Source organism: Xanthomonas sp. 3075 (genome assembly GCF_014197275.1).
GTDB lineage: Bacteria > Pseudomonadota > Gammaproteobacteria > Xanthomonadales > Xanthomonadaceae > Xanthomonas > Xanthomonas campestris_B.
Genome location: NZ_JACIFI010000028.1, coordinates 1 through 12648 on the forward strand (window position 1 = coordinate 1; position 12648 = coordinate 12648).

Sequence of the window (12648 nt, forward strand, 5' to 3'; positions counted from 1 at the left end):
CCTCAGCGTCACCGAACGTCAGTTGCATGGATCACTCCTCAACATGAGGCGGGTAGTGTCGCGTATCTGTGGTGCGTTGTTCAGAGGTTCCCTAAAGGGAGCACATGCAGGACCATCGGGCTTGCCGGCGGCATCGTCCGGATTCGGGCAGTCACGCGCTCGCAGCCTGCTTCGCGCCGATTCGCCGACGCCGCGCCTGCCTCCTGCATCGCCGACATGGCGCGCAGGTGAACACACCACTCAACGCCGCTGTCAGGGCTTTTCCTATCCATTGTCGGGGTCCGCATATGCGGTTCTGCCCGCCTGCTTAAACTTTTGTTATACCGGCCGATACCCCTGATGCATGGCGGTGCACCTCGCCCCCGCCGCCCGGAGGGACTTATGACCAGTCGTCATCTTGCAAGCCGCTCGTTGTTGTTTACCGCATTCTCGCTGGCCGCATCGCAGGCCTTCGCCGCGATCCCCGTCGGAGAACACTTCTCGCTGAGTGGCTTCGGCACTGTCGCTGCGCTACGCACCGATACCGATGACGCTGCGTATATCCGCGAATCGCAGACCAAAGGCGCCACCGACTCTTTCAATCTCGGCACCGATTCCAACTTCGGCGTGCAGCTGACCGGCCGCGCCAACAGCTGGTTATCGGCAACGGTGCAGACGCTGACCAAACGTCGCAGCGCGCTGTATGGCGCCACCCAGGTGGAATGGATGTTCGTCAAGATCGAGCCGTTCGAGGGCTTGGCAATCCGCGGCGGACGCATCGCCACCCCGACCTTCGCCATTTCCGATACACGCAACATCGGCTACGCCAATCCCTGGGTGCATGCGCCCAGCGAAGTCTATGGTCTTGCGGTGATCGATCAGCTACGCGGGGGCGACATCACCTACAGCCATGACCTTGGCGGCGGCACGCTGAAAGTGACGGGCCTGGCAGGCAAGAACTATTTCGCGGCCGACGTTGGAACAGGCCCTCTCGCCCTCAAGCAAGACAATGTTCTTGGCGTCAATGCCGTATGGGAGAACGACTGGCTGATGCTGCGCGCCGGGCAGGTCAAGGGAGACTTCGATTTACCAGCATTCGCCGACTACGGTGATCAATACACCTTCACCGGCTTTGGCGCGATCTTCAATCGCGACAACTGGCTGATACAGGGTGAGTACGTTACCCGTCGCGCCAAAAATATCGCTGAGCAGGCAGATATCGACGGCTGGTATGCGTTAGTCGGGCACAGGTTCGGCGCGGTCCAGCCGTTCGCCAGCTATGGGTCCAGCGAGCCGAAGTACAGCGCATCCAGGACCGGCAAGCAGACCACCGCATCGTTGGGCGTGCGCTGGGACTTTTACCAATCGATGGCCCTGAAAGCGCAGTGGGACAAGGTAGACACCAACGGCATCGGCAATAGCTTCAACCGCTTTCGCCCAGGCTTCGATGGCAATGTAAATGTGTTCGTCGTCGCGCTCGATTTTGTCTTCTAAACCGCCAGACACTCACGGAGTTCACATGAAGAATATCTACCCACTCCTGGCGGTCTTGCTGTTGTCGGCACCGATGCATGCCATCGCTGGCGCCGTGGTCGTCGCCAAGGATTCGCCGGTCGCCGTGTCCAATGCGGAAGAAGCCAAGAAAGTATTTCTGGGCCGCCAGACCAGCAGCGGCGGCAAAGCGATCACCTTGCTGTATCAGAAGGATGCCGCAACGCGCGCCGAATTCGAAACCAAGGTACTCGGCAAGACCGGCGCCGATCTGACCGGCTACTGGTCGAAACTGATTTTCTCAGGCAAGGCCACCGCGCCGACCGAGGTCGCGAGCGATGCCGAAGTGAAGTCAAAGCTGAAAAGTAATCCCGGCGCAGTCGGTTATGTCAGCGACAAGGCAATCGACGACTCGGTCAAGGTGTTGTTGAAATACTGAGTCTGCCAAAGGCCCTGGCGCATGGGCGCCAGGGCTCACCTTCTTCAGGAGAGTCTCATGTCATCCAGTGCCGCACGCTTCTCACTCCCGCACTGGGGAGCGTTTTCGCGTGCAACCGGACGCCTGTCGCGACGGCTACGCTACGTGTCGATCCGCACCAAGATTCTGCTATTGCCCGGCATTGCACTGCTGGGCTTGCTGGTTTACAGCACCTATACCATTTCCTCGTCGCGCACCAACATCCACACATTGGAGCGCTTCGCCGCCAATACCTTGCCGGTGATGTCGCTGGCAGGACAGGCGAATCAGGGCCTGGTCGAGACCCAGGCCACCTTCACCCAGGCGCTCGGCGACAAGGACGAATTCCTGGTTGAGGATGCAGTGAAGCTGTCGCAGACAGCGCGCGCGAAGATCGAATCGATCAAGACCAAAGACCCCAGCTATACGCAACGCGTGGACCAACTTGTCGCGCTGTGGGACCGCTATGTGGACAAGAGCAAACTGGCGGTCGGCGGCATCATCAGCGGCGACGGCGACATGCAGTCGTTCCAGGCATTGGCAACCGAAAAACAGGCCGCCTACCAGCAGGTGCGCGAAGCGCTCAACAAACTGGGCACCGATAGCGAAAGCAGCTTCAAGAGCGCGCTGACAGAGGCGGCTGGGCAAGCCACGCGCGCATCGTGGATGGGCGCATCGGCAACGGTGATGCTGTTGCTGCTGACGGTACTGGCAGCCCTGCTGATCGACGCGGCCATCCGTCAGCCGATCGAGCGGCTCAATCAGGCAATCGGCCAGGTAGCACGCGGCGACTTCGATGCACACGTGGAAGACGAAGGCAAGGATGCGCTGAGCACCATGTGCCGCTCGTTCAACTCGCTGCTGATGGATCTGAAAGCGGCGATCAGCGAAACCAATCAGGTGCTGGGGGCAGTGGAACGCGGCGACTTCAGCCAACGCGTGGTTGCCGATCTTCCAGGAGATCTGGCAACGCTCAAACATGGCGTCAACGCCGGTGCCGACAGCGTGCAGCGCACCATGCGTGCGTTGGACGAAGTGATGGATGCGCTGGCCAGAGGCGACTTTGCTGCACGCATGAGCGAAGACGTGGAAGGCGACTCGCGCCTGAAGGTGGATCGCGCCATGCACCTGCTGCAGGAATCGCTGGAAGAGTTGAGCGCCAGCATGACCGCCACCGCCGAAGGTAACTTCAAGCGCCGCATCGATGCGGACCTACCAGGCGACCTGGGCGTGCTCAAGCAGGCGGTCAACCAGTCGTTGAATGCGCTGGATCTGGCGCTGACCGAAATCAGTGCCACCACCGACGCCCTGGCCAACGGCGACCTGACCCGGCGCGTCCAGGGCCGCTATGCAGGCACCCTCGGGACGCTCACGTCCACGCTCAACGGGTCACTGGACAGCTTGAGCGAGGTCATTGGCGAGGTGGCGACCACCGCCGAGGACGTGAGCAACGGCGCCGACGAAATTTCGTCTGGCAACAGCGACCTGTCCGGACGTACCGAACGCCAGGCTGCGGCGCTGGAACAGAGCGCGGCCAGCATCAAGTCCCTGCTGCAATCGGCGCAGCAGGCTGCGGAGAACAGTCGCCAGACCAGCGAGCTCACCGTGGGTGCACTGGAAAGTTCGCGCAGTGGTGCGGACGTGGTGGGCAAGGCCGGCGAATCGATGGCAGGCATCAACCAGTCGAGCCGGCGTATTGCCGATATCATCGGCTTGATCGATTCGGTTGCCTTCCAGACCAACCTGCTGGCGCTCAATGCGGCAGTGGAAGCTGCACGCGCAGGCGAACATGGCCGCGGGTTTGCGGTGGTTGCCAGCGAAGTCCGTAATCTTGCGCATCGCACCGCGTCGTCGGCCAAGGAAATTCGCGATCTCATCAGCGACTCCAACCGGCGCGTGCACGAAGGTACCGATCTGGTCACCGCCACGCGCGAACAGCTGCAGGCCATCAACGCCTCCAACGAACGCGTCGCACAGCTCTCCCGGGAGGCGGCCGTTGCCGCGCACGATCAATCCTCCGGCCTGCAGGATCTCAGCCGCGCGGTGGACGATCTGGAAAGCGTGAACCAGCAAAACAGCAGCCTGGTCGAAGAGGTCTCTGCGTCCAGCACCGCGCTACGCGACCGCGCGGTGCAGTTGCGGGCAACAGTCTCGCGGTTCCGCCTACAGGGATCTGCCGAGACTGCACAGCAGACCTCTGCGGCGATTGCCAAACGCGCGCTGCAGCGTGCTGCAGGAACACCGGTCTGATCGCCGTTCCAGCACCGGCGGCTTGCCTTGGGCAAGCCGCCATCGGCCGGATCCGCGCTTGGCGGAGCACCTACGATCGATGCGTGGCATCCGATCGTCGATGAAGCGGCCAGCGGTTGTCGATGAAACCTGTTGGCCTCACACGTTCAACAGCAGGAACTCCCGTTCCCACGAACTGATCACCCGAAAGAACGTTTCGTATTCCTTGCGCTTGACCGAGATGTAGGCCCGCACGAAGCGGCGTCCCAGCATTTCCTGCAATGCCTCGCAGCCTTCCAGACCATCCAGCGCCTCGCCCAGCGAGCGTGGCAGATCGTAGCCCTGTTCCTTGCCGTTGCTGCTGATCGGCGCGGTCGGCTCCAGCTTCTCGCGGATGCCGAGCAAGCCGCAGGCCAGGGTCGCCGCCATCGCCAGATACGGATTGGCGTCGGAGCCGGCAAAGCGGCTTTCCACCCGCATGTTCTGCGGCGCATCGATCGGCACGCGCAGCCCGCAGGTGCGATTGTCGAATCCCCACAACACGTTGCTCGGCGAGACTTCGCCGAACATCAGCCGTCGATACGAATTGACGTTGGGCGCCAGCAGCCCCATCGCCATCGGAATGTATTTCTGCAGGCCGCCCAGATAATGCGCGAAGGTGTCGCTGAAGCCGCCCTCGCGCTTGCCGCTGAACACGTTCTTGCCGGTCCCGGCATGCAGCAGGCTCTGGTGGATATGCATCGCACTGCCCGGCTCGGTTTCCATTGGCTTGGCCAGGAACGTCGCGTAGACGCCATGCCGCAGCGCCGCCTCGCGCATGGTGCGCTTGAACAGGAACACCTGATCGGCGCGCGAGAGCGCGTCGGCATGGGTGAAGTTGACCTCCAGCTGCGCGGCGCCGGATTCGTGGATCAGCGTGTCCACGTCCAGCTCCATCGCATCGCAGTAGTCGTACATCAGGTCCAGGATCGGGTCGAACTCGTTGACCGCGTCGATCGAATACGACTGCCGTGCGGTTTCCGGGCGCCCCGAGCGCCCGGCCGGCGGCAGCAACGGGAAATCCGGGTCGGTGTTCTTCTGCACCAGAAAGAATTCCAGCTCCGGCGCCACCACCGGTTGCAGCTTGACCTGGGCGTAGGCATCCAGCACGCGGCGCAGCACGTTGCGTGGCGCCAGCTCATGCGGCTGCCCATCCTTGGTGTAGCAATCGTGGATGACCTGCGCGGTGGGGTCGGCGGCCCACGGCACCATGCGGACGGTGGCGGCATCCGGGCGCAGGTGCATGTCCGAATCCGACGGCGAGGTCAGCTCGTAATAATCGTCCGGGAAATCGCCGGTGACGGTGGTGGCGAAGATGCCTTCCGGCAGGCGGGTACCGTAGTCGTGCGAAAACTTGTCGGCGGGAATGATCTTGCCGCGTGCATTGCCGGTGATGTCCGGCACCAGGCACTCGACTTCGGTGATGTGACGCTCCTTGAGCCAGCGGCGCAGTGCGCTCTCGGGCTGTTTGGGCGTGGATGTGCGCGAACGTGTACGGATGGACATGCAACCTCACTGGCCGCGTTGAGCGGCGTACTGGCGACAGGCGTCGCCGAAGGCCTGAAAGATGGCACGGTAGAACGGATGCTGTGTGACATGCCACTCCGGATGCCATTGCACGGCGAGCAGAAACCCGGGCCCGGGGCCGCGAAAGGCCTCGATCAGGCCATCCGGCGCGGCGGCTTCGATCACCAACCCGTCGGCCAGCGCGGCGATGCCCTGCCCGTGCAGCGAATTCACCCAGACCTGCGCGGTCTCGCTCATGCCGGCCAGCCATCCGCCGGCATGCAACTGCACCAGATGGGCCGGACCGTATTGCGTGTCCAGTGGCGCGGCGTGGTCTTGACGATGGTCGGCCAGGCCTGGCACCTCCTGCACGCGTTGATGCAGGCGCCCGCCCAGCGCCACGTTGACCTCCTGCAGCCCGCGGCAGATCGCCAGCACCGGCAGGCCACGCGCAAGCGCTTGCGGGATCAGCCCAAGGCTGGTGGCATCGCGCGCCGGATCGTGCGGATTGCCCTCCCAGCTGGGCTCGTCGCCGTAGTGATGCGGCTCGACATTGCTTACCGCGCCGGTCAGCAACACGCCATCCAGTCGCTCCAGCCACACGCCGGCGTCCAGCGTGGGCCGCAGGCTCGGCAACAGCACAGGCATCGCGCCGGCCGCATCCACCACCGCGCGGATGTATTTCTCGCCGGCGGCCAGAAACGGGTGCGGCCCTTGCTGGATACGATCGGTCGACAGCCCGACCACTGGAACGACAGCCATGCACACACCCCGATGTCGCGCGTTGCGTTAACCCGCGTGTGCGGTCGAACTTACCGCGCGGCCGCAGGCCTTGCCAAGCGCGATCGGCGCTGCGGTTGCGATTGCTCACGTGCGCTTTGCTAATCTGCGCAGCGACTTCGCAGGTGGTGCCCATGGCTTCCGATAACCCCGTCGCGTCCTTGCCCACTGCCGATGCCGCCACGCTGGCGCGCATCGCCGGCTGCGAATCGATCGACCTGCTCTTGCCCGACACCAACGGCGTGCTCCGTGGCAAACGTGTGACAACCGAGGCGCTGGCCAAGATCTACCGCGATGGCGTGTGCCTGCCGATGTCGCTGATCGCCACCGACATCACCGGCAACACCGTGGAAGAGACCGGATTGGGTTATGCCATCGGCGATGCCGATCGCATCTGTCGGCCGATCGCCGGATCGCTGCGGCCGGTGCCATGGGCGCCACGGCCGATGGCGCAACTGCTGCTGGCGATGCACAACCCGGACGACAGCCTGTTCGAGGTCGCGCCACGCGCGGTGCTGCAACGCGTGCTGCACGGCTTTGCAACGCGCGGCCTGACCCCGGTGATCGCGGTGGAGCTGGAGTTCTATCTGTTCGACGCGGTACCCGATGCGCAGGGACGCCCGCAGACGCCGCGCGACCCGCTCACCGGCGCGCGCAGCGACAGCACCCAGGTGTATTCGCTGCAGGATCTGGACGACCAGCACGGCTTCACCGATGCAGTCACCGCCGCCTGCCGCCCGCAAGGCATTCCGGCCGACACCGCAGTGGCCGAATACGCGCCCGGCCAGTTCGAAATCAATCTGCAGCATCGCGCCGATGCGGTGGCCGCCTGCGACGAGGCGATCCTGCTCAAGCGCACCATCAAGGCGATTGCGCAGCAGCAGGGCAAGCTCGCCAGCTTCATGGCAAAGCCGTTCCCCGACCAGGCCGGCAGTGGACTGCATCTGCATGTGAGCCTGCTCGATGCCGATGGGCACAACGTGTTTGCCGGCAGCGCCGATGCGCCGGCAGAGCACTTGCGCCACGCCATCGCCGGACTGCAGCGGCACGCCGATGCCTCGCTGCTGGTCTTCGCACCGCACGCCAACAGCTACCGGCGCTTCGTCAGCAATGCCTTCGTCCCATTGGATGCGAGCTGGGGCTTCAACAATCGCACCGTGGCGCTGCGTATTCCGCATAGCGATGCACGCAACACACGCATCGAACACCGCATCGCCGGCGCCGATTCCAATCCATATCTGGCCGCTGCCAGCGTGCTTGCTGCCATCCTGGACGGCCTGCAACACCCCGCCGAGCCCACCGCGCCGGTAACCGGCAATGCCTATGCGCAGTCGGTGTTCCAGCCGCGCACCTGGCAAGCGGCGGTGGATGCGTTTATTGGCAGCGACTTCATCGACGCACAGCTCGGCGCGCAGTTCCGGCATGTATTCGGCCAGCAGAAACAACGCGAGCTGCTCGACTATCAAGCCCTGGTACCGGACCTGGATTACGCCCGGTACCTGCGGACCGTGTGATGCCCATCCCCGCCGCAGCGACGCCCCACTCCACTACACCGGCCGACGGTTATCCCGACAGCTGGTACGCGCGCAGCACCCCGGCACTGCCGGCACAGCCGCGCCTGCAAGGCGTTGCGCAGGCCGATGTGTGCATCCTCGGCGCTGGCTACACCGGGCTGACCGCCGCGCTCGCCCTGGCCGAAGCCGGTTACAAGGTGATCGTGCTGGAAGCAAAGCGCATCGGCTGGGGCGCCTCCGGACGCAACGGCGGCCAGGCCATCGTCGGCTACGGCTGCGAGCAGGAGACGCTGGAAGCGCTGGTGGGCGATGCCGACGCGCGGCTGCTGTTCGATTTCTCGCGCGATGGCATGCGCCTGCTGCGCGCGCGTATCGAGCGCCACGCCATCGCCTGCGACTGGCGCGACGGCCACGCCCACGTGCCGCTGAAGCCGCGCCAGGTGCAGGCCCTGCAGCACGGCATCGTGCGCATGGCCGAGCGCTACTACTACCCGCTGGAATGGTGGGACCGCGCCCGCACGCGCCAGGTGCTGGACAGCCCGTTGTACCTGGGCGCGATGTTCGATCCGGCCAGCGGCCACCTGCACCCGCTGGCCTATGCACTGGGCCTGGCGCGCGCAGCGCTGGCCGCTGGCGTGCGCATCCACGAAGACGCGGCGGTCACCCGGTTGGAAGAAGGCACACGGGTGCGGATGCACACCGCCCACGGCAGCGTCGCCGCCGACTTTGGCGTGATCGCAGGCAATGCCTTGCTGCAGGGCATTTGCGCACCGCTGGAGCGCACCATCATGCCGGTGGGCACTTACGTCGGCGCCACCCCACCGCTGGGGCAGGCCCGCGCACGCGCGTTGATCGCCAACGACATGGCGGTGGCCGATACCAACTGGGCGCTGGACTATTACCGGCTCAGCGCCGACCACCGGTTGCTGTTTGGCGGGCGCGCCAGTTATTCCGCGCGCCCGCCACCCGGCCTGGACCGGCTGATGACCCGGCGCATGCATGCGGTGTTTCCGCAACTGCACGACGTGCCACTGGAGACGCTGTGGGGCGGCTACGTGGACATCTCGCGCAACCGTGCTCCGCACTGGGGTCGACTGGCGCCGAACGTGTATTTCGCACAGGGATTTTCCGGCCATGGCGTGGCCGCCACCGGGCTGGCCGGCCAGGTCATCGCCGAAGCCATCGCCGGTCAGAGCCGGCGCCTGGACGTGTTCGCGCGGATTCCGCACAGCCCCTTCCCCGGCGGACGGCGGCTGCGCACACCGCTGCTGGTGGCGGCAATGAGCTGGTACCGGCTGCGCGATGCGCTGTGGTGAGCCGAGGCATCGTCGCGTTTACCGGGCAAGGCGCTTAAGTTTTCGCAGCCAAGGCCGTTAGCTGCTCTGACGGTTTCAATCCGCGCGGCCAGCCGATGTCCCCAGGTACCTTACATCGCCATAGTGAAAGCGAAGTCCTGCCACAACGCGTGTTGCTGGTGGAAAACTCGCGCACGTTCACCAGCATGCTGCGCGAAGCCATCGAGCAACGCGCGGAGCTGCCGGTCACGGTCGTATCGACCCTGGCCGAAGCGGCGCGCGTGCTGGACGAAGAAAACGGCTGGTTCCTGGTGTTGACCGGCCTGGTGCTGGTCGACGGCGACCGTGACAAGGTGGTGGAATTCTTCCTGTCGCGGCAACTGCCCACCGTGGTGGTCAGCGGCGTCTATGACGAAGATCTGCGCCAGCGCGTGCTGCAGCAACAGATCATCGACTACGTGCTCAAGAACGCACCGGGCAGCATCGAATACCTGGCCTGGCTGGTGCAGCGGCTGGAGCGCAACCGGCGCATCGCCGCACTGGTGGTGGACGACTCGCTGTCTGCACGTACCTATGCCGCCGCGCTGCTGTCGATGTATGGCTACCGCGTGGTGCTCGCCCCCGATGGCCCGTCCGGCCTGCAGGCGATCGAACGCGACCCGGACATCCGCCTGACCATCGTCGATCAGGAAATGCCCGGCATGGAAGGCGTCGAATTCACCCGCCGGCTGCGTGCGATCCGCTCGCGCGACAAGGTGGCGGTGATCGGCATCTCCGGCAACAGCGATTCGTCGCTGATCCCGCGCTTTCTCAAGAACGGCGCCAACGACTTCCTGCGTAAACCCTTCTCGCGCGAAGAGTTCTTCTGCCGCGTTTCGCAGAACGTGGACCAGCTGGAGCTGATCGGCACCCTGCAGGATCTGGCCACCCGCGACTTCCTCACCGGCCTGCCCAACCGCCGCTATTTTCTGGAGCAGAGCCAACGCATGATCCCGGCATTACTGGCGCAGGATCAGACGGTGAGTGCGGCCATGGTGGATATCGATCACTTCAAACACATCAACGACACCTGGGGCCACGAAGCCGGCGACCAGGCGTTGCGTGCGGTGGCCGCATCGGTGTCCGGCCATGCCCGTCCGCAGGATCTGGTGGCACGGTTCGGCGGCGAGGAATTCTGCCTGCTGGTGCCGGGACTGGATGCCGCCAACGCCGCCGACTATTTCGAAAGCCTGCGCGAGCGCATCAGCGCCTTGCGCGTGCGCATCGGCAACGAAACGCTGACCATGACCGTGAGCATTGGCGTCTGCGTCGCCGCCGAAGGTAGCCAGTCGCTGCATCATCTCCTCAACGAAGCGGACAAGCACCTGTATCTGGCCAAGGCCGGTGGCCGCAATCAGGTCCGCCTGACCTACTGATCCAGTCACCCTGCACCGGCCAGCCGGGCAACCAAACCACTGCGCCGCAGGCGATGGCTACCCCATCAGCGTCGCGCACGCACCAGCACGGCAGATCGCCGGAGCAAGTTCAAACGGCGTTTTCGTCCAGTGCCGCAGCACGGCGCCGCATCGCACGCGCCGCGATCAGGGCCAGCAGACTCAACACCGCGGTCACGCCGAGATACTGTCCGACCGCCTGCACGCCGTAACTTTCCGCCAGGCGGGCAGCGACATACGGGGCCGGCGCGGCGCCCAGGATGCTGGCCAGATTGAACGACAGCGAGGCACCCGTGTAGCGCACCTCGGTGGGATACAGCTCGGCCAGCAGCGTGCCGCAAGGACCGTAGGTCAGTCCCATGAAAAAGAAACCCAGTGACAGCAAGGCCAGCACCTGCAGCGGGTGATTGGCCTGAAACAGCGGGGCAAACGCCAACCCGAACGCGATGATCGCGATGCTGGCCAACATCATCGCCAACGGCGCGCCGTGGCGATCGCCGAACTTGGCCGAGAGCGGAATGCCGATGGCGAAAAACACGATCCCGGCCATCTGTAGCAACAAGAACTCTTCCTTGTCGTAGCCCAAGGTCTTGGTGCCATAGCCCAACGCGAACACCGTCATCAGATAGAACAGCACGAAGGTGGCGAACGCCCCCAAGGTACCAATGATCAATGCCGGCCAGTGCTGCGCCATCACCGTGCCCAATGGCAACCGCACCCGCGTCCTGCGGTCCAGGGTCTTCTGGAAATCCGGCGTCTCGGTGATGCTCAGGCGCACCCACAAACCGACCAGCACCAGCAACGCACTGGCCAGGAACGGCACCCGCCAGCCCCATTGAATGAACTGGGTATCGTCCAGCAGCGCGCCCATGCCCAGAAAGGTGCCGGTGGACAGCAGAAACCCCAACGGCGCACCCAACTGCGGAAACATGCCGTACCACACGCGCTTGCCCGGCGGTGCGTTCTCGGTGGCAAGCAACACCGCCCCACCCCATTCGCCGCCCAGGCCCAATCCCTGGCCGAAGCGACACAACGCCAGCAGCACGGGGGCGAAGACACCGATCTGCGCGTAACTGGGCAGCAGGCCGATCGCCACCGTGGATAACCCCATCGTCAGCAAGGCGGCCACCAAGGTGGCCTTGCGCCCGACCCGATCGCCGAAATGCCCGAACACCGCCGACCCTACCGGTCGAGCAATGAAAGCCACCGCGAAGGTCGCCAGCGACTGCAGCATCGCCGCACTGCCATCGCCAGCCGGAAAGAACAGCGTGGGAAACACCAGCACCGCAGCGGTAGCGTAGATATAGAAATCGAAGAACTCGATGGTGGTGCCGATCAGACTGGCGAACAGCACGCGCGCAGGCGAATTGATGGGGGAAGCAAGCGGCGCGGTGGCAGTCATCGTTGATCGGCATCCAGACACAAGACGGCCGATTCTGGCAGATCACAGCAACGGTTTGCGCAGACCAACCGACCTGCAGAAAGTTACAGACGTGACGGCCTGGCTTGTGGACCATGTCACCCTCAGGCACGACAGTGCATGGCAAAACGTAGCGATCAGTTGTTAGCCGAGCATGGAAGACGCGCCCAGACTGCGTCGGTTGAAAGGCCGATGATCTGCGGCTTGGCTGCCGGGCCCTTGCCCGTCCACCAGCGCGGGACACGCCGTCAGCACGTCCTCGAACATCGCTATCCCTCAAGGTCTCGGTTGTCGGACAGTGCTGATAGATCACGAACAGAACTGCTGGACTGCGGCTTGGCTGCAGGGCCCTTGCCCGCCCACCAGCGCGGGACACGCTGCAAGTACGTCCTTGTAAGCTCTTACGCGGCATCCATGCCGCGTAAGGTCCCGCGACGGTGAGCGGGCAAGGGCCAGTCGAGATGGTCGGTGCACGGCTTTCAGTAAAACAGTCAGCACACTGTCT

Annotated in this window: 9 protein-coding genes; 6 read left to right on the plus strand and 3 right to left on the minus strand. The window is 64.3% G+C overall.

What is annotated here, in order from left to right; genetic code table 11:
• The first annotated feature begins 339 nt into the window (after positions 1 to 339).
• From GGR62_RS19040 to GGR62_RS19050, 3 genes are read left to right on the plus strand one after another with little or no spacing between them, the layout of a single operon-like run.
• A complete protein-coding gene (locus GGR62_RS19040; RefSeq protein WP_184409407.1) occupies positions 340 to 1473 on the plus strand; it encodes a hypothetical protein in 1134 nt (377 codons plus the stop codon).
• A gap of 25 nt (positions 1474 to 1498) precedes the next feature.
• The gene (locus tag GGR62_RS19045) at positions 1499 to 1909 is read left to right on the plus strand and encodes a phosphate ABC transporter substrate-binding protein (protein ID WP_184409408.1); all 411 of its coding nucleotides are present in this window, start codon (positions 1499 to 1501) and stop codon (positions 1907 to 1909) included.
• A gap of 57 nt (positions 1910 to 1966) precedes the next feature.
• Positions 1967 to 4177 carry a methyl-accepting chemotaxis protein gene (locus tag GGR62_RS19050; protein WP_184409409.1) on the plus strand — a complete coding sequence of 737 codons (2211 nt, stop codon included), beginning with the start codon at positions 1967 to 1969 and terminating at the stop codon, positions 4175 to 4177.
• Between the two features lie 138 nt (positions 4178 to 4315).
• On the opposite strand, the gene GGR62_RS19055 is transcribed toward GGR62_RS19050, so the two are convergent.
• The gene (locus GGR62_RS19055) at positions 4316 to 5701 is read right to left on the minus strand and encodes a glutamine synthetase family protein (RefSeq protein ID WP_184409410.1); all 1386 of its coding nucleotides are present in this window, start codon (positions 5699 to 5701) and stop codon (positions 4316 to 4318) included.
• A gap of 6 nt (positions 5702 to 5707) precedes the next feature.
• Positions 5708 to 6463 (minus strand): gamma-glutamyl-gamma-aminobutyrate hydrolase family protein, encoded by a 756-nt coding sequence (locus GGR62_RS19060; protein WP_184409411.1) that lies wholly within the window; start codon positions 6461 to 6463, stop codon positions 5708 to 5710.
• Positions 6464 to 6615: 152 nt separating this feature from the next.
• Between GGR62_RS19060 and GGR62_RS19065 the strand changes: the two genes are divergently transcribed.
• The 3 genes from GGR62_RS19065 (at position 6616) to GGR62_RS19075 (ending at position 10705) form a co-directional block, all read left to right on the plus strand.
• The gene (locus GGR62_RS19065; RefSeq protein ID WP_184409412.1) at positions 6616 to 7995 is read left to right on the plus strand and encodes a glutamine synthetase family protein; all 1380 of its coding nucleotides are present in this window, start codon (positions 6616 to 6618) and stop codon (positions 7993 to 7995) included.
• Positions 7995 to 9311: an FAD-binding oxidoreductase gene (locus tag GGR62_RS19070; protein ID WP_184409413.1), complete on the plus strand. Its 1317-nt coding sequence runs from the start codon at positions 7995 to 7997 to the stop codon at positions 9309 to 9311. The genes GGR62_RS19065 and GGR62_RS19070 overlap by 1 nt, the downstream gene beginning before the upstream one ends.
• Before the next feature lie 95 nt (positions 9312 to 9406).
• On the plus strand, positions 9407 to 10705 hold the full coding sequence (locus GGR62_RS19075) for a diguanylate cyclase (RefSeq protein ID WP_184409414.1): 1299 nt from the start codon (positions 9407 to 9409) through the stop codon (positions 10703 to 10705).
• A 109-nt stretch (positions 10706 to 10814) separates the two neighbouring features.
• Here GGR62_RS19075 and GGR62_RS19080 read toward each other — a convergent pair whose 3' ends face one another.
• Complete coding sequence (locus GGR62_RS19080; RefSeq protein ID WP_184409415.1) at positions 10815 to 12125, minus strand: MFS transporter; 1311 nt, start codon at positions 12123 to 12125, stop codon at positions 10815 to 10817.
• Between the last annotated feature and the right edge of the window lie 523 nt (positions 12126 to 12648).

What these genes read in the sequence shown, in the direction of transcription:
- GGR62_RS19065 (WP_184409412.1), top strand. Translation starts at nt 6,616, where the DNA reads ATGGCTTCCGATAACCCCGTCGCGTCCTTGCCCACTGCCGATGCCGCC.
- GGR62_RS19080 (WP_184409415.1), bottom strand. Translation starts at nt 12,125, where the DNA reads ATGACTGCCACCGCGCCGCTTGCTTCCCCCATCAATTCGCCTGCGCGC.
- GGR62_RS19050 (WP_184409409.1), top strand. Translation starts at nt 1,967, where the DNA reads ATGTCATCCAGTGCCGCACGCTTCTCACTCCCGCACTGGGGAGCGTTT.
- GGR62_RS19060 (WP_184409411.1), bottom strand. Translation starts at nt 6,463, where the DNA reads ATGGCTGTCGTTCCAGTGGTCGGGCTGTCGACCGATCGTATCCAGCAA.
- GGR62_RS19040 (WP_184409407.1), top strand. Translation starts at nt 340, where the DNA reads ATGCATGGCGGTGCACCTCGCCCCCGCCGCCCGGAGGGACTTATGACC.
- GGR62_RS19055 (WP_184409410.1), bottom strand. Translation starts at nt 5,701, where the DNA reads ATGTCCATCCGTACACGTTCGCGCACATCCACGCCCAAACAGCCCGAG.
- GGR62_RS19070 (WP_184409413.1), top strand. Translation starts at nt 7,995, where the DNA reads ATGCCCATCCCCGCCGCAGCGACGCCCCACTCCACTACACCGGCCGAC.
- GGR62_RS19075 (WP_184409414.1), top strand. Translation starts at nt 9,407, where the DNA reads ATGTCCCCAGGTACCTTACATCGCCATAGTGAAAGCGAAGTCCTGCCA.
- GGR62_RS19045 (WP_184409408.1), top strand. Translation starts at nt 1,499, where the DNA reads ATGAAGAATATCTACCCACTCCTGGCGGTCTTGCTGTTGTCGGCACCG.